This is a genomic window from Roseateles koreensis (assembly GCF_028595305.1).
Taxonomy (GTDB): Bacteria; Pseudomonadota; Gammaproteobacteria; order Burkholderiales; family Burkholderiaceae_C; genus Paucibacter_A; species Paucibacter_A koreensis.
Map to the genome: position 1 here is coordinate 212,055 of NZ_JAQQXS010000001.1, position 17,024 is coordinate 229,078.

The following is a 17,024-nucleotide window of genomic DNA, read 5'->3' on the forward strand; positions in this document are numbered from 1 at the left end:
CAAGACCAGGCGCCTTATGAGCTTGCACTTTCATCCCCTGACCGTTCGCGCCATCACGCCGGATGCTGACGACGCCGTAATCGTCAGCTTCGACGTACCGGCCAGCCTGCAGCAGCAATTTGATTTTGTGCCCGGGCAATACCTGACCCTGCGCCACGAGGTGGCCGGGCAGGAGTTGCGCCGGTCCTATTCCATCTGCGCTGGCGTGGATGACGGCGAGCTGCGTGTCGGGGTCCGGCATGTGCAGGGCGGCGCTTTTTCGGGCTGGGTACACGATGCGCTGAAAGTCGGCGACGTGATTGACAGCTATCCGCCGCAAGGCCGTTTCTTCCCGCTGGGCATGGAGGCAAAGAGCGAGCGCCACTACCTGGGCATTGCCGCCGGTTCGGGTATCACGCCGATTTTGTCGATCATGAAATCGGTGCTGGCCCGTGAACCCGGGAGCCGCTTCACCCTGATCTACGGCAATCGGCGGCCGGCGTCGACGATGTTCAAGGAAGACATCGAGGATTTGAAAAACCGCTACATGACCCGTTTGGCCCTGCACCATGTGTTCACCCGCGAGACGATGGACGCGCCCTTGCTCGCGGGTCGCCTGGACAAAGAAAAGATCAAGGCGTTTTTGCGCACCCTGGTGCCGGCGGATCAGGTTGATGCGGTGTTTGTGTGCGGCCCCTTCGAGATGAATGAGCAGGCGCAGGCGGCCCTGCTTGAGGCGGGCGTGCCCGAAGAGAAAATTCATATCGAACGCTTTGGCACGCCGGAGATGCAAACGGGCAAGCCCGCCCCACATGCGGTTCTGGCGGGTGACGCCGACAGCGCCCGCGTCACGGTGATCCGCGACGGGCTGAGCCGTGAGATTGAATTCGCCAAGACGGATGCCAGCATTCTGGACGCCGCAGCCCGCGCCGGCATGGACGTGCCCTTCTCCTGCAAGAGCGGTGTGTGTTCGACTTGCCGCTGCAAACTGCTGGAAGGCGAGGTGCGCATGGACAAGAATTTTGCCTTGGACAAGAACGAGGTGGCGGCTGGCTTCATTTTGAGTTGCCAGGCCCACGCGTTGACGCCGCGCGTGGTGATTTCTTTTGACGAACGCTGAACCATGGCGCATGTGCCGGGCTTGCAGGTCTGGTGCACACTGACGGTTTTTCAAAACCCTGTTGTTAGGACAAGATGGCCAGAGGACGTGCCCCCGGATTTGAAAGTCAGCGCGAAGAAATACTCGACGCCGCTGCACGGCTTTTTGCCCACCAGGGCTATGCTGGCACCTCCATGAACGCGGTGGCGCAGGCGTGTCAGGTGTCCAAGCCGACGCTGTACCACTACGTCAAGGACAAACAAGAATTGCTGGCGCAGATCTGCGAAACCCATGTGCAAGGGCTGGTGGCACTGGTGGAGGAGGTGAGCGCGCAGGGCTTGCCGCCGGAGGCGCATTTGCGTGTGCTCATCGCCCGCTTTGTCCAGAGTTACGGCGCAGCCCAAAATCAGCATCGCGTGCTGACGGAGGATGTCAAATTCCTGGGTAAAGCCGAGCAGGAGCGCCTGCTGAATATCGAACGGCGCGTGGTGGATGCGTTTGCACAAGCCGTTGCCGCGGTTCGGCCGAGCCTGCAGACGGACAAACTGCACAAGCCCCTGACCATGCTGTTGTTCGGCATGATCAACTGGACCTTCACCTGGCTCAAGCCCGATGGAGATTTGAGTTATGACGACATGGCGCCCATGGTGGCGGATTTGTTTTTTGGCGGCTTGGGCGCGGTGAACGCCGCCTCTGGCGACGCCGGGCCTGCGAAGAAGACGGTGGTTTGAGTCTGTGAGGCGCCTTGGCGATCTCGCAGGGCCAAGCCTTGCATCCACTGAGCATTGACTGCAAACATGACGGAGACATCGATGAGCAAGCATTTGATCAAGAAGACCTTGGTTGCCTTGGCGGCGGCCTCAGCCCTGCTGACGGCGTGGACGGCCCGGGCCGACATCAATGTGGGTGTCACGGTGTCTGCCACCGGCCCTGCGGCCTCGCTGGGCATCCCTGAGAAAAACACCCTCAGTTTGATGCCCACAAAAATCGCCGGGCAAAAGGTCAACTACATCGTGCTGGACGACGCCAGCGACACGACGGCCGCCGTCACCAACACCCGCAAGCTGCTCAGCGAGCACAAGGTGGATGTGGTGGTGGGCTCGACCGTCACGCCCAACTCGCTGGCCATGATCGACGTGGCGTCCGAAGGTGGCACGCCCATGATTTCGATGGCGGCCTCTTCGCGCATTGTGGAGCCGCAAGACAGCAAGAAGCGCTGGGTCTTCAAGACGCCGCAGAACGACATCATGATGGCCCTCGCCATCGTTCAGCACATGGCCGCTTCTGGCGTGAAGACGGTCGGCTTCATCGGCTTTGCCGACGCCTACGGTGAAGGCTGGCTGACAGAGTTCAGCAAGATTGCCGCCGTCAAGGGCGTGCAGATCGTGGCGTCCGAACGCTACAACCGTACTGACACTTCGGTGACGGGTCAGGTGCTCAAGCTCATGGCCGCCAAGCCTGATGCCGTGCTGATCGGCGCTTCCGGCACGCCGGCCGTCCTGCCGCAGAAGACGCTGAAGGAGCGTGGCTACGCCGGCAAGTTCTACCAGACCCACGGCGTGGCGAACAACGACTTCCTGCGCGTGGGCGGCAAGGACGTGGAGGGCACCTTCTTGCCCGCCGGGCCGGTCTTGGTGGCCACGCAGTTGCCCGCCAACCACCCAGTGAAGAAGAGCGCGCTGGAGTACATCGCCAAATACGAGGCGGCCTTCGGTAAAGGCACGGTGTCGACCTTCGGCGGCCACGCTTGGGATGCGGGCCTGTTGTTGCAGGCAGCCATTCCGCTGGCCCTGAAAAAGGCCGAGCCCGGCACGCCTGTGTTTCGCGCTGCCTTGCGTGATGCGCTGGAAAGCGTGAAGGAAATGCCCGGCGCGCATGGCGTGTTTTCCATGTCGAGCGCCGATCACCTGGGCCTGGATCAACGTGCCCGCGTGATGGTCAAGATTGACAAGGGTGCCTGGGTCTATCAGCCCTGAAACGCGGGCCTTGAACCTGGGTCGTTGAAGTCATGCTGGGCTGGTCCGGCATGACTGCCGCTTAACGTGCCCCTTGTTGGTGTTTTTGCCATTGCGACCCGTGCCGCTGTTTTTTTTGAAATTCGACTGACTGTTGAGAACCATCATGAGCGCCACTCCCCCCCTTCTTCAAAGCCTGATCGCCAACCGATGGATTGGCAGCCAGGCTGGCCGCAGCCTGCACAGCGCCGTCAACGGCCGCACGGTGGCGCTGACCCATGCCGACGAAATCGACTTCGGTGAAAGCCTGCACTACGCACGCGCCCAAGCCTTGCCCGCGCTGCTGAAGCTCGACTTTCAGCAACGGGCCGCGTTGCTGAAGACGCTGGCTGCGTACCTCATGGAGCGCAAGGAGTCGCTCTACGCTGTCTCGGCGCATACCGGGGCGACGCGGGCTGATTCGTGGATTGATATTGAAGGTGGCATCGGTACTTTGTTTGCCTACGCCAGCATCGGGCGGCGGGAGTTGCCGTCCAGCAATGTGTTTCATGAAGGGCCTGCCACGCCGCTGGGCAAGGAGGGGCAATTCATGGGCACGCACATCCTCGCGCCCAAGCGCGGGGTGGCGGTGCACATCAATGCCTTCAATTTTCCGATCTGGGGCATGCTTGAAAAGTTCGCTCCCAGCTTTTTGGCAGGCATGCCCTGCATTGTCAAACCGGCCACCGCCACGTCATTCGCGGCGGAAGCAGCCGTCCGCTTGATTCACGCGTCAGGCCTGTTGCCAGCCGGCAGCCTGCAACTGATTGTGGGCAGCTCCGGCGACTTGCTGGACCGCCTGGAAGAAACCGACGTGGTGACCTTCACCGGCTCGGCGGACACGGCGGCGCAACTGCGGGTGACCCGCAATCTGGTTCAGCGCAGCGTGCCCTTCAACGCCGAGGCAGACAGCCTCAACTGCGCCATCCTGGCGCCCGATGTCTTGCCGGGCGACCCTGAATTTGACCTGTTCGTCAGAGAGGTGTTTCGGGAGATGACGACCAAAGCCGGGCAGAAGTGCACGGCGATCCGGCGCGCCATCGTGCCCCGCCAGCACCTTGAAGCGGTGGCCGGCGCGCTGCGTGAGCGGCTGGCCAAGCTCAAGGTGGGTGACCCGTCGATTGAAGGCGTTCGCATGGGGCCGCTGGCCTCCAAGGCGCAGCAAATCGACGTGGCAGAGCGGGTTGCGCGCTTGAGCGTCGGCAATCAAGTGGCGTTTGGTGCCGCGGATGGCTTTGCGCCGGTGGGCGAGGACGTGATTGAGGGGGCGTTCTTCTCGCCGACCCTGCTGGTGTGCGCCGACGCTTTTGCCAATTCGGTGGTGCACGATGTGGAGGCGTTCGGCCCGGTGTCGACCCTGATGCCCTACGGCGACTTGGATGAGGCGCTGGCGCTGGCCGCCAAGGGCCGCGGCAGCTTGGTGGCCTCGGTGGTGACCAAGACTCCGGCGATCGCGGCGGAAGCCGTTTATCAGGCGGCGGCCTTCCATGGCCGCGTCCATGTGCTGGACCGGGCCTCTGCCAAAGAATCCACGGGCCATGGCTCTCCTTTGCCGCAGCTCAAGCATGGTGGGCCGGGCCGGGCCGGTGGGGGTGAAGAATTGGGCGGCCTGCGCGCCGTCAAGCATTACCTGCAGCGCTGTGCGGTGCAGGGCTCACCGACCATGCTCAGTGCGATCACGGGCGAATATCAGCGCGGTGCCCAGGTGCAGGAAGATGTGGTGCATCCCTTCCGTAAGCATTTCGAGGACATCCAGATCGGCGACTCGCTGCTGACCCATCGGCGCACGGTCAGCGAGGCAGACATCGTCAACTTTGGCGGTGTGTCGGGCGACTATTTCTACATGCACTTTGACGCAGTGGCCGCCAAAGACACGCAGTTCGGCCAGCGCATCGCGCATGGCTATTTCGTGTTGTCGGCCGCGGCAGGCTTGTTTGTTTCGCCCGCGCCGGGGCCGGTGCTGGCCAACTACGGGCTTGATACGCTGCGTTTCGTCAACCCGGTGGCGATTGGCGACACCATCCAGGCCCGCCTGACCTGCAAGCGCCGCATCGATCGTGGCAATCGGCCGGATCAACCCCCGCAAGGCGTGGTGGCCTGGGACGTGCAGGTCATGAATCAGCGTGGCGAATTGGTGGCAAGCTACGACATTCTGACCCTGGTGGCCAAGAAGGCGGCTTGAACGGGCGCAGCGCTGTGCTACCGTGCGGCGCATGAATTCAACAGTGCAAGCAGCAAGCAACCCCGAAGACAGCTGGGTGCAAGAAGACGGTCTGTGGCGTGACGAACGCTGGACCGCCCGCGTCATCAAGAACGAAGACGACGAAGGGTGGGCCGTGGCCATGACCTTGGCCGGCGAACAAGAGCCGGCCCTGGTGGGCCCCTGGACCATGGGCCGGGACAAGAAAAATCCCAAGCCGCTCTCGGCACCAGCTTTTCATACGCTGGTGAAAACCGCGTCCGAGGTGCTGCGCCGGCATGAGCAGCAGCTGCATGCGCGCTTGCACAAAAATCTCAGGATTGATTGCGACCGGGGGCGCGTGCTGGTCAAGCTCGACATTGTGCCCGATGACGATAACCCTTATGCCACACTGACCGCCGAAGACGCCTCTGGCGAGTTGATCGCGCAGTTGAAGGTGGATGCGGGCTTCAAGCTGACCGAAGCCTCGGCACAAGCCTGGGCCGAGAAAGAGTTCACGCGGCCTTGAATGGCCGCCGCCCGGGTCAGTTGGCGCTGCCGCTGTTGCTACCTTGGGCCATGCCGGCGCTCTTCAGGTCGGCACGCCGTGCGCCGGTGAAGCGCTTGGACCAGTAGGCTTCGCGCATGTCTTCCACGCGCACAGCACCGCCGACGCGGGGTGAGTGGATGAACTTACCTTCACCGACATAAATACCTACGTGCGAGAAAGTGCGGCGCATGGTGTTGAAGAACACCAGATCGCCGGGCTTGAGTTCTTCTTTCTTGACCTGTAGCAGGCTGGGCATCTTGGCCTGCTCGTCGGCACGGCGGGGCAGCACCATGCCCACACTCATCTCGAAGATGTGTCGGGTGAAGCCACTGCAGTCAAACCCGCTTTCAACGGAGCTGCCACCTCGGGTGTAGCGCACGCCCAGAAAGTTCATGGCAGACAACACCATGTCAGAGGCGCCGTCGCGAACCTGGTTCAGCAAGGTACTCGATTCGCCCTGTGCCTGCGTCAGGATGCCGCGTTCTTGCAAAAACCGGCTGACGGGGTCAGTGGCGCCGCCCGAGGGGTCGGGTGCAGTTGCCGCCGCCAGTGTGGCCGGACTGCCCGGGCTCAGCGCAATCGTGTTGGCGGGGGCTGTGCTTGTCGTTGCTGTGCTTGCCGTGGCGCCTGAATTGCCTGACTGCTTGTTACCCGCATTCGCCGTTGATGAATGGGCTTGAGTTGCAGTTTTTTGCGACGGGGCTTGAACGGGGCTTTGAAGGGCTGCTTGCCCGAATGCACCAGTCATCGTGCCCGGTGGCGGCAACTTTGCTGCCAGCCCCGTTTGCTGCTGGGCCTGTGCAGCGCCGAGTCCTCCTAGCCCTCCCACCAGCGCCACTGCCGCAACCGCACGCAACGCAAAGCGCTGAAGGCTTGGGCTGGTGTGGCGGAGGGGGCGCTGTCGGCGGCTGGCGGTCGGCATGGTCGACGCGCAGCTTAGGTGGGGGCTGTTGCGGGTGTCAAGCAAAGTGGCGGCGACCAAGGGAAAGTCTGAGCTATCGCAAACACTGAGCGACAAAGTGCGAAATCCGCCAAGGGGATTCGCACCCGGCCATTCTGTTCAGCAATGCCCTCGAAATTCGGGCCTTGGCAGGAAAATAGATGTGACCCCGATTGGAACACAGTTGCGCCTCTCGAAACGCCAGTGCCATCGAGGGCGGGCCTCCCCGGCTCGGTTGCCGCGCACTTGTGTGAAGTTTGACCGGTGGGGCTTTTTGTCACGATGGGGCGTCGCTACGGTCTCACAATAGACCCCGGTGATTGGCACCGACTTTTTGAGGAACGCTTCATGGGACTGCTGGATTCTTTGGTGGGCGCTGCTGAACAAGCGCTGGCGGGGCAGGGCGCACAGGCTTCGGGCGTGCAGGGTGGTGGCAGCGATTTGATGAGCGTCGCCATGGGTTTGATCAACCAGCACGGCGGCTTGGCGGGGTTGGTGCAACAGTTGCAAAGCTCCGGCTTGGCCGATCAGGTGCAAAGCTGGGTGTCGAATGGCGCCAATCTGCCGGTGTCGGCCGATCAGGTCAGCGGTGCTTTGGGCGGCGATGTCATGGGCAAGCTGGCGGCACAGGCCGGTTTGTCGCACGGCGAACTGGGCGCTCAACTGGCGCAATGGCTGCCGCAGATCGTGAATCACCTGACGCCGGGCGGGCAAGTACCTGCAACAGGTGCGGGTGGGCTGGGCGACTTGGCCGGCATGTTGGGCGGTTTGCTCAAACAGGGCTGAGTACGGGCTCAGCGCCGGCTCTGTTGGGCTCTATCGGGCTGCTGGCGCGGCCCGGGCCCGATCCTGCCATCCGTCCTGGGTGATGAATTGCACCACGCTGTCGGTGTGGTGCGGGCCAATGATTTGGTGGGCTTCGTCCTTGACTGCGGTGATGGCGTTTTCCACCGCGATGCCGCGGTGGGCGGCGCGCATCATCTTGATGTCGTTGACATGGTCGCCAAAGACGACCACTTCGCGCGCGTGCAGGCCGTACCGCTCAGCCAGAGTTTTGATGGCTTGATCCTTGGTAGCCCTGCGGTCGTGCACCGTGAGCCAGGGCCAACCGGGCAGGTACAGGTCGTCGGCGACATGGGTTTCCAGCAGATCGCCATATTGCGCATCAATTTCAGCCTGCAAGGCCAGCAGGGGTGCTTCGCGCTCGACCACGACGAAGGTGACCGCCGGGTCATGCAATTCGTCCTGCAGGCGTGAGGTGTGGCGCAGGCGAGGGTCGGCGTTGCGCAGCCGCTCTTCGACAAAGCGCTGCTGGCCTTCGTTTTCTGCGGCCTGGTAGAAAAGTTGGTCGCCCAAGGCGCCGTGGGTGGAGAAAAATGGCATGAAGCCGCGCTGCCTGATCAACGCGAACAAGGCCTGCCCAAGGGCGGGCTCGATGGCATTGACCAACTCGTGGCGACCACTGCGCAGATCGCTGATGTAGGCGCCATTGGACGAAATAACGGGCAGCCGCAGCGGTAAATCACCCAGGATGCGGGCGATGGAAGACACATGGCGCGCACTGGCCACGGTGAAGCACAGGCCCTCGTCCAGCAAACGGCTCAAGCCCGCACGGGTGGCAGGCGAGAGCTGGGCTTGCGGGTCGAGCAGCGTGCCGTCGAGATCCGACACATAAAAGCTCATGAAAGATGCATCCGCGAGTTCAGGTAAGGCGCAAGGCCGAGCGGGTGAGGCCGCCCAAGGACTACAGCACCTCGGACGCGAAGTCAGCCAGGCGTGAGCGCTCGCCACGTGCCAAAGTCACATGGCCGCTGTGCGCCCAGCCTTTGAAGCGATCTACCGCATAGGTGAGGCCGGAGCTGCCTTCGGTCAGGTACGGCGTGTCAATTTGCGCCAAATTACCCAGGCAGACGATCTTGGTGCCGGGGCCGGCACGGGTAATCAGTGTCTTCATCTGCTTGGGCGTCAGGTTTTGCGCCTCGTCGATGATCACGTACTTGTTCAAGAAGGTGCGACCGCGCATGAAGTTCAAGCTCTTGATCTTGATCTTGCTGCGCACCAGGTCATTGGTCGCGGCACGTCCCCATTCACCCGCAGTGCTGTCGCCGCGGCCCAACACCTCCAGGTTGTCGTCCAGGGCGCCCATCCAGGGGCTCATTTTTTCTTCTTCAGTGCCGGGCAGGAAACCGATGTCTTCGCCCACGGGCACGGTGACCCGGGTGACGATGATTTCTGAATAGCGGCGCTCGTCCAGCACCTGGCTCAAACCGGCCGCCAGGGCGAGCAGGGTCTTGCCGGTGCCGGCGGTGCCTGTGAGGGTCACAAAATCGCAGTCAGGGTCCAGCAGCAAATTGAGCGCGAAGTTCTGCTCACGGTTGCGTGCAGTGACACCCCATACTGCGTGCTTCTGGTTGCCGTAGTCTTTCAAGGTGCGCAGCACGGCCGTTTTGCCGGTGATCTCCATCACCTTGGCATAGAGTGGCGCGGCGCCCGGCGCTTCGAGGTACAGCAATTCGTTCACCAGCAGCGAGGGCACCAAGGGCCCGCTGATGCGGTAGAAGGTGATGCCGCCCTGGCTCCAGCTCTCCATGGTTTTGCCATGGCGATCCCAGAAATCAGCGGGCAGGGCTTGCACGCCGGTGTACAGGAGGTCGGAGTCTTCGAGCGTCTTGTCGTTGCGGTAGTCTTCGGCCGCCAGACCCAGGGCGCGTGCTTTGATGCGCATATTGATGTCTTTCGACACCAGCACCACCTCGCGCGCGGGATCTTTCGCCTTGAGGGCTTGCACCACGCCCAGAATCTGGTTATCGGCCTTGCCTTGCGGCAGGCCAATGGGCAGAACCGTATCGAGCAACTGGGTCTGGAAGAAGAGCTTGCCGCCTGCTTCTTTATGGCCCGTGCAGTCCAGTGGCATACCCTTGGCCATTTCTTCGACCGAACTGCCTTGCAGACCTGAGGCCAGTGCATCCAGTTCGCGGCTGACCTGGCGCACATTGCGGGCGACTTCGGTCATCCCCTTCTTGTGGCCGTCCAACTCCTCCAGGGTGATCATAGGGAGGTAGATGTCGTGTTCCTCGAAGCGGAACAAGCTCATTGGGTCGTGCATCAGCACATTGGTGTCGAGCACGAAAAGTTTGGGCGCTTCGTCGGCATTTCTTTTGCCATTGCGCGGTTTTCGCGGCGCCGTGGCGGGCTTTGCGGTCGCTGCCGACACCTGGCGTTGCGGGGCAGGGGCAAAGGTGGTTTGAACTGCAGGCGTGGCGCTGGCCACAGGTTTTGACGCCTTGATCGGTGCTTCCAGCGCGACTGGGGTGGGCTGAGCGGGCGTCTGTGCTGCTGGAACGGTCTCGTATTCGCCGACGGAGCGTGCGCTTGGGCTGGCCTTTCGGGCGGGCTTGGCTGGGGGCGTCTGGCGAGATGTGCCGGGTTTGCTCACCGCCGGGTTGGTGTCAAAGGCGGTGGCTTCAAGGCGGCTGGCGCGTTTTGTCGGGGGCTTTGGCAGTGGCATGTTGGGCTGGGTTTCAGGCTGCAGGCTTGCGGCCATTCGGTCGGCAAGAAAGTGCCCGGCGCAAATGCAAAAGCCGCACAGGCAACTGTACGGCTTTCAGATTTTGGGCTGCGTGGCGCTCGGGCATGGGCTCATTATGCACAAAGCTCCGTGACACGCCGGCGAGCCCGCCCGGCGCGTCTTTCTCGCCACAGCGGTGCGCGCCGACATGAAAAAAGCCGACCCGGATGATCCAGAATCGGCTTTTTGGCCTTGCGCGGCGCTGGCCTTAAGCTCAGGCGGCTTCTTTCTTGGTCAAGGTTTTGACTTCCTTGAGGACTTCGTCCACATGGCCGGCCACCTTGATGCCACGCCATTCGGCGCGCAGCACGCCAGCGGGGTCGATCAGAAAGGTTGAGCGCTCAATGCCCTTGACCTTTTTGCCGTACATGATCTTGTTCTTGACCACGCCGAACATGTGGCAGAGCTTTTCTTCGGTGTCGGCGATCAATTCGAAGGGAAGTTCCAGCGTTTGCTTGAACTTTTCGTGCGACACCATATTGTCGCGGGACACGCCCAGGACGACAGCGCCGGCCTTGACGAAGTCTTTGTGGCGGTCACGAAACTGCATGGCCTCCGTGGTGCATCCTGGCGTATTGTCCTTTGGGTAGAAGTACAACACCACGGCTTGACCTGAATAGGTATGTGGTGTGAACTTCACGCCTCCGGTGGCGAGGGCTTCAATTTCCGGTAGAGGTTTGTTGAGCGCTGGCGTCATGTGGCGTTATGGGTATGATGTGCCCGGGAAGGCATAGCCGTCCATTATACGTTGAATGGCAAACCCCTCGACTTGTCCTGACCGATAGGGCGTCTGAAGTGCGCTGCGGCCAACAGTCTTCGCTATTAGGTGCTTGACTTCGCGCGGGGCTTTGCCTTCACGGTTCGATCAGCAGCGCCGCCAGCACCGCCCGGCCTTCGCTGGCCAGCACGTTATAGGTGCGGCAGGCGGCTGCCAAGTCCATAGTTTCGACACCAATGCGTTGCTGTATCAAGCATTGATAGAGAGCCGGATGCGCGAACCGGATGCGGCTGCCGCTGCCAAAAATCACCAACTCTGGCTGGAGCGACAGGATTTGCTCGAAGTGCGAGTTTGCCAGTGACTCAAAATGATCCAGCGGCCAGGGCTGCACCTCACCCTGCCAAGGCACTAACAGGCTGTGTGTGTGCTGACTATTGTTGACCCAGATGCTCTGGCCGTCGTGCCGCGAAATGCTGTTGCCGCCTTGCGGCTCGTCGAGTTGAAATTTCATGTGCGGATGTTGAGAGCTTGAGGCGGCCGAGTCGGGATACAGGCAATCCCTGTGTTTAAATTGTATGTTTTGCGGTGCAGCATTGTTGAAGCCCCTTCGTTTCCTCACTGTATTGCGCCGCAGATTCGGCCCATCCAGCCATCCCATTTCAGGAGTCCGCGCTTTGAAACCGATCGCCAAGTCCGCCAAGCTAGCCAATGTCAGCTACGACATTCGGGGTCCCGTGCTGGACAAGGCGCGAGCGATGGAAGAAGAAGGGCAGAAGATCATCAAGCTGAACATCGGCAATGTGGCGGCCTTTGGCCTGGAACCACCCGATGAAATCGTGCAGGACATGATCCGCAATCTGCCGTCGGCGGCCGGCTACACCGACTCGAAAGGCTTGTTCGCCCCGCGCAAGGCGGTGGTGCATTACTGCCAGGAAAAGCTGATCCGTGGGGTCGGCATCGATGATGTTTATCTGGGTAACGGCGCCTCCGAGTTGATCCAGATGAGCATGCAGGCCTTGCTCAACGATGGTGACGAGTTACTGATCCCATCGCCTGATTTTCCGCTCTACACCGCCGTGGTCGGCTTGAGCGGCGGCCGGCCGGTGCATTACATCTGCGACGAGCAGTCGGGCTGGACGCCTGATATTGCCGACATCCGCAGCAAGATCACGCCGCGCACCCGCGGCATCATTGTCTGCAACCCCAACAACCCGACCGGGGCGCTGTATCCGAACGAAGTGCTGCTTGAAATCATCGAGTTGGCGCGCCAGCATCAGCTGATCGTGTTCTCCGACGAAATCTACGACAAGACGCTGTACGACGGCAATGTGCACACGAGCATGGCCAGCTTGGCGGACGACGTGCTGTTCGTGACCTTCAACGGCCTGTCCAAGAATTACCGCTCCTGCGGCTATCGCGCTGGTTGGATGGTCGTGTCGGGTGAAAAGCGCCACGCACGCGATTACATCGAGGGCCTCAATATGCTGGCCAGCCTGCGCTTGTGCTCCAACACGCCGGGCCAACTGGCCATTCAGACGGCGCTGGGCGGCTACCAAAGCATCAAAGATTTGGTGGCGCCCACCGGCCGGTTGTGCCGCCAGCGCGATCTGGCTTATGACTTGCTCACGCAGATTCCTGGCGTTAGCGTGGTCAAGCCCAAGGCCGCTTTGTACATGTTCCCGCGCCTGGACCCCAAGATCTACCCGATCGCGGACGACCAGCAATTCGCCTACGAGTTGCTGGCCGAGGAAAAGGTGTTGATCGTCCAAGGGACGGGCTTCAACTGGAATGCCCCCGATCACTTCCGCCTGGTCTTTCTGCCCAATATCGACGATTTGCAGGAAGCGGTGGGCCGCATCGAGCGCTTTTTGGCGCAATACCGCAAGCGGCACAGCGTTTGACGCTGGGCACGACTTGGCATTCACAGCATTCAGCGAAGACGAAAAACATGAACCCGATCAAAGTAGGCCTGCTGGGCATTGGTACCGTGGGCACCGGCACTTTCCATGTGCTGCAGCGCAATCAGGAAGAAATTCGCGGGCGTGCCGGTCGTGGCATTGAAGTGACCATGGTGTGCCGCCGCGATGTGGCCGCCGCCCGTGCCGTGGTGGGCGATCGTGCTGTCGTCACCGCCGACCCCTACGCCATCATCAACAACCCCAACATCGACATCGTGGTCGAAACCATCGGTGGCACCGAGTTGGCCCGCGAGTTGGTGCTGGCGGCGATTGCCCAGGGGAAGCACGTGGTCACGGCCAACAAGGCCTTGCTGGCGGTGCACGGCACCGAGATTTTTGAAGCCGCCCGTGCCAAGGGCGTGATGGTGGCCTTTGAGGCCGCGGTGGCGGGAGGCATCCCCATCATCAAGGCGCTGCGTGAGGGCCTGTCGGCCAACCGTATTGAGTGGATCGCCGGCATCATCAACGGCACGACCAATTTCATCCTTTCGGAGATGCGCAGCAAGGGTCTGGACTTTGCCGAGGTGCTGAAAGAAGCACAGCGCCTGGGCTATGCCGAGGCTGATCCCACCTTCGATATCGAAGGCGTGGATGCTGCCCACAAGCTGACCATCATGAGCGCCATCGCCTTTGGCGTGCCGGTGCAGTTCGACAAGGCGCATGTGGAAGGCATCACGCAGCTGCAGGCGGCAGACATCAAGTACGCTGAACAACTGGGTTATCGCATCAAGCTGCTGGGCCACACGCGCCGGCGCGACAAGGGCATTGAGCTGCGTGTTCATCCCACCCTGGTCCCCGCCAACCGCCTCATCGCCAATGTGGAAGGCGCCATGAATGCGGTGCTGGTGCAGGGCGATGCCGTGGGTACCACGCTGTATTACGGCAAGGGCGCCGGCGCGGAGCCCACGGCCTCGGCGATTGTTGCCGATCTGGTGGATGTGACGCGCCTGGCTACGGCCGACCCCGACCACCGCGTGCCGCATTTGGCCTTCCAGCCCGATGCCATGAGCGACACCCCGATCCTGCCGATGGAAGACGTGCTCACCGGCTACTACCTGCGCTTGCGTGTGGCCGACCAGGCCGGCGTGCTGTCGCGCATCACCACCATCCTGGCTGAGCACGACATCTCAATCGACGGCATGTTGCAGCGTGAATCTGAAGATGGTGAAAAACAGACCGACCTCATCATCCTGACCCACAACACCGTGGAAGGTCGCATGAACAAGGCGCTGGCGCAAATGCAGGGCTTGCCTACGGTACTGGCGCCGATCGTGCGCATCCGCAAGGAAGACCTGGCCTGAGCACTGTCCCGACTCCCCCGTTTTCGAGAGCCTCTTTGATGAAGTACATCAGCACCCGTGGCGACAAGACTGAGCGCAGTTTCTGCGAAATTCTGCTGGAAGGCCTGGCGCCCGACGGTGGCCTTTACCTGCCCACGCACTACCCCCAGATCGACGACGCGACGCTGACCCGTTGGCGCGGATTGGCCTATGCCGATCTGGCCTTCGAGATCTTGTCGCTGTACATCGATGACATTCCTGCTGACGACCTGCGTGCGATCGCCCGGCGCACCTACACCGCCGAGGTGTTTGGCACGCCTGAGATCACGCCGCTGAAGCCTTTGGAGGCCGGACTGGCGCTGCAGGCGCTGTCCAACGGCCCCACGCTGGCCTTCAAGGACATGGCCATGCAGTTGCTGGGCCAGTTGTTCGAATACGAATTGGCGCGCCGTGGTGAAACGCTCAATATCCTGGGCGCCACCTCGGGCGACACCGGCAGCGCGGCAGAGTACGCCATGCGCGGCAAGGCCGGCGTGAATGTGTTCATGCTGAGCCCGGCGGGTCGCATGAGCCCCTTCCAGCAGGCGCAGATGTTCAGCCTGCAAGACGCTAATATCCATAACATCGCGGTTGAAGGGGTGTTCGACGATTGCCAGGACATCGTCAAGGCCGTCAGCAACGACCTCGACTTCAAGCGCAAGTACAAGATTGGCACGGTCAACTCGATCAACTGGGCGCGTCTGCTGGCCCAGGTGGTCTACTATTTTGCGGGCTACTTCCAGGCCACCCAACGCAACGATGAGCAAGTCAGCTTCACCGTGCCGTCGGGCAATTTCGGCAATGTGTGTGCCGGCCATGTGGCACGCATGATGGGTCTGCCGATTGCGAACCTGGTCGTGGCCACCAATGAAAACGACGTGCTGAATGAATTCTTCCGCAGCGGTGTGTACCGTGTGCGCGGCAGCGCTGAGACGCATGAAACCTCCAGCCCGTCGATGGATATCTCCAAGGCCAGTAATTTCGAACGTTTTGTGTTCGATCTGCTGGGGCGGGATGGCGCGCAGGTGAAAAGCCTTTTCGGCGAGGTGCTGAGCACGCAAGGCCGGTTTGCGCTCAACGGCGATCAGTACGCTGAAATTCAGAATTATGGATTTGTGTCCGGTGCCAGCAGCCACGCTGATCGCCTGAACACCATTCGCAAGGCCTACAACGATTTCGGCGTGATCATCGACACCCATACCGCCGACGGTCTGAAGGTAGCGATGGAACACCGCCTGCCCGGCGTGACCATGCTGGTGCTGGAAACCGCTTTGCCCGCAAAGTTTGCCGCCACCATCGTCGAGGCCATTGGCGTGCAGCCTCCGCGGCCTGCAGGCCTTGATGACATTGAAGCCTTGCCCAAGCGTGTGGTCACGCTGCCCGTTGATGTTGCCGCCGTGAAAGCCTTTGTGGAAAGCCATGTCTGAGGCCCCGGCCGTACAGCGGCCCGCAATGCTGAGTCTTGACGAGGCGCTAACGCGCCTGTTGCAAGCCGTCAAACCTTTGGGTCAGACGGCGCGCATTGGCACTCAAGATGCCTTGGGCCGGGTGTTGGCGGCAGACATTCAATCGCTGCTGGACGTACCACCGCAAGACAACACCAGCATGGACGGCTATGCCGTTCGTTCGGCGGATGTGCTTGAAGCCGGCGCGTTGCTGCGGGTGACGCAGCGCCTGCCGGCTGGCGTGGTGGGCGCAATTTTGCAGCCCGGCACGGCGGCGCGCGTCTTTACCGGCGCGCAGATTCCTCCGGGCGCCGATGCCGTGGTGATGCAGGAGCAATGCGAGCTTGTGGCCGGTGGCGCAGAGCCCCCTGTTGGCGACTGGGGTGCTGTGCGGATTCAAGCCACGGTGCAAGCTGGCCAGTGGATTCGTCGCCGTGGCGAGGACGTTCAGCAGGGCAGTACCGTGCTCAAGGGCGGCACCCGGCTGGACGCCGCGGCCCTGGGCCTGGCCGCGTCCGTGGGCGCGGCGCAGGTGACGGTGGCCCGCCGCCCGCGCGTGGCCTTGTTCTCTACCGGCGACGAGTTGGTGATGCCCAGCGACCCGCCGCAGCCTCTCAAACCCGGCGCCATCTACAACTCCAATCGATTCACGCTGCGCGGGTTGCTGCAAGGCCTGGGCTGTGAGGTGATCGACCTGGGTTGCGTGCCCGATCGTTTGGACGCCACGCGTGCGGCGCTGCGCGAAGCGGCTCAGCACGCAGACCTCATCCTCACCTCGGGCGGCGTCTCGGTGGGTGAAGAAGACCATGTGCGCCCGGCCGTGCAAGCCGAGGGTCGGCTCGATTTGTGGCAGATCGCCATCAAGCCCGGCAAGCCGCTGGCGTTTGGTAACGTGCGCCGAGCTACGGCGACCGCTGCTGAGGGCGATGGCAGTGCCTGGTTCATGGGCCTGCCCGGCAACCCCGTGGCGAGCTTTGTGACCTTTCTCCTGCTGGTTCGCCCGGTGATTCTGCAGCTTCAAGGGGCAAGCCGTTTGGCCCCCCGCGGGCTTGAGTTGCGCGCAGATTTCGACTGGCCGCGCGCCGACAAGCGCCGTGAATTTTTGCGTGTGCGTGTCAACGATGCCGGTGGGCTGGACCTTTTTCCCAACCAGAGTTCGGGTGTGCTCAGCTCCGCCGTATGGGCCGATGGCTTGGTGGACAACCCGCCTGGACAAATCATCGCCCGGGGCGATCGGGTGCGATTTTTGCCTTTGAGCGAGTTGCTGTCGTGAGT

General features: G+C 61.9%; 15 protein-coding genes. 10 read left to right on the forward strand and 5 right to left on the reverse strand.

Features of this window, described 5'->3' with window-relative positions:
- Positions 1-16: 16 nt before the first annotated feature.
- The 5 genes from paaE (at position 17) to PRZ01_RS00905 (ending at position 5,780) form a co-directional block, all read left to right on the forward strand.
- Positions 17-1,099, forward strand: coding sequence for a 1,2-phenylacetyl-CoA epoxidase subunit PaaE (gene paaE / locus PRZ01_RS00885; protein WP_273594862.1), 1,083 nt, complete (start codon positions 17-19; stop codon positions 1,097-1,099).
- Between the two features lie 74 nt (positions 1,100-1,173).
- Positions 1,174-1,809: a TetR/AcrR family transcriptional regulator gene (locus PRZ01_RS00890; protein WP_273594863.1), complete on the forward strand. Its 636-nt coding sequence runs from the start codon at positions 1,174-1,176 to the stop codon at positions 1,807-1,809.
- Between the two features lie 81 nt (positions 1,810-1,890).
- Positions 1,891-3,054 carry an ABC transporter substrate-binding protein gene (locus tag PRZ01_RS00895; RefSeq protein WP_273594864.1) on the forward strand — a complete coding sequence of 388 codons (1,164 nt, stop codon included), beginning with the start codon at positions 1,891-1,893 and terminating at the stop codon, positions 3,052-3,054.
- A 145-nt stretch (positions 3,055-3,199) separates the two neighbouring features.
- The gene (gene paaZ, locus PRZ01_RS00900) at positions 3,200-5,254 is read left to right on the forward strand and encodes a phenylacetic acid degradation bifunctional protein PaaZ (RefSeq protein WP_273594865.1); all 2,055 of its coding nucleotides are present in this window, start codon (positions 3,200-3,202) and stop codon (positions 5,252-5,254) included.
- Positions 5,255-5,285: 31 nt separating this feature from the next.
- Positions 5,286-5,780 carry a hypothetical protein gene (locus PRZ01_RS00905; protein ID WP_273594866.1) on the forward strand — a complete coding sequence of 165 codons (495 nt, stop codon included), beginning with the start codon at positions 5,286-5,288 and terminating at the stop codon, positions 5,778-5,780.
- A 16-nt stretch (positions 5,781-5,796) separates the two neighbouring features.
- On the opposite strand, the gene PRZ01_RS00910 is transcribed toward PRZ01_RS00905, so the two are convergent.
- Entirely contained in the window at positions 5,797-6,549 is a 753-nt protein-coding gene (locus PRZ01_RS00910) for a C40 family peptidase (protein WP_409993787.1), read from the reverse strand.
- A gap of 540 nt (positions 6,550-7,089) precedes the next feature.
- Here PRZ01_RS00910 and PRZ01_RS00915 point away from each other — a divergent pair.
- Positions 7,090-7,527 carry a YidB family protein gene (locus PRZ01_RS00915; protein ID WP_273594867.1) on the forward strand — a complete coding sequence of 146 codons (438 nt, stop codon included), beginning with the start codon at positions 7,090-7,092 and terminating at the stop codon, positions 7,525-7,527.
- 30 nt (positions 7,528-7,557) lie between these two features.
- On the opposite strand, the gene PRZ01_RS00920 is transcribed toward PRZ01_RS00915, so the two are convergent.
- From PRZ01_RS00920 to PRZ01_RS00935, 4 genes are all read right to left on the reverse strand, one after another.
- Positions 7,558-8,424 (reverse strand): HAD family hydrolase, encoded by an 867-nt coding sequence (locus PRZ01_RS00920; protein ID WP_273594868.1) that lies wholly within the window; start codon positions 8,422-8,424, stop codon positions 7,558-7,560.
- Between the two features lie 61 nt (positions 8,425-8,485).
- On the reverse strand, positions 8,486-10,249 hold the full coding sequence (locus PRZ01_RS00925) for a PhoH family protein (protein WP_273594869.1): 1,764 nt from the start codon (positions 10,247-10,249) through the stop codon (positions 8,486-8,488).
- A 274-nt stretch (positions 10,250-10,523) separates the two neighbouring features.
- Positions 10,524-11,006 (reverse strand): peroxiredoxin, encoded by a 483-nt coding sequence (locus PRZ01_RS00930; RefSeq protein ID WP_273594870.1) that lies wholly within the window; start codon positions 11,004-11,006, stop codon positions 10,524-10,526.
- A 157-nt stretch (positions 11,007-11,163) separates the two neighbouring features.
- A complete protein-coding gene (locus tag PRZ01_RS00935) occupies positions 11,164-11,685 on the reverse strand; it encodes an Mth938-like domain-containing protein (protein ID WP_273594871.1) in 522 nt (173 codons plus the stop codon).
- 16 nt (positions 11,686-11,701) lie between these two features.
- Here PRZ01_RS00935 and PRZ01_RS00940 point away from each other — a divergent pair, with 16 nt between their 5' ends.
- Genes PRZ01_RS00940 through PRZ01_RS00955 form a run of 4 tightly spaced genes read left to right on the forward strand, consistent with a single transcriptional unit; the run spans position 11,702 to position 17,022 of the window.
- Positions 11,702-12,928: a pyridoxal phosphate-dependent aminotransferase gene (locus tag PRZ01_RS00940; RefSeq protein WP_273594872.1), complete on the forward strand. Its 1,227-nt coding sequence runs from the start codon at positions 11,702-11,704 to the stop codon at positions 12,926-12,928.
- Between the two features lie 47 nt (positions 12,929-12,975).
- Positions 12,976-14,286, forward strand: coding sequence for a homoserine dehydrogenase (locus PRZ01_RS00945; RefSeq protein WP_273594873.1), 1,311 nt, complete (start codon positions 12,976-12,978; stop codon positions 14,284-14,286).
- Between the two features lie 38 nt (positions 14,287-14,324).
- Positions 14,325-15,731, forward strand: a complete 1,407-nt coding sequence (gene thrC / locus PRZ01_RS00950) for a threonine synthase (RefSeq protein ID WP_273594874.1) — start codon at positions 14,325-14,327, stop codon at positions 15,729-15,731.
- Complete coding sequence (locus PRZ01_RS00955) at positions 15,724-17,022, forward strand: molybdopterin molybdotransferase MoeA (RefSeq protein ID WP_273594875.1); 1,299 nt, start codon at positions 15,724-15,726, stop codon at positions 17,020-17,022. Before thrC ends, PRZ01_RS00955 begins: the two co-directional genes overlap by 8 nt.
- Positions 17,023-17,024 lie beyond the last annotated feature (2 nt).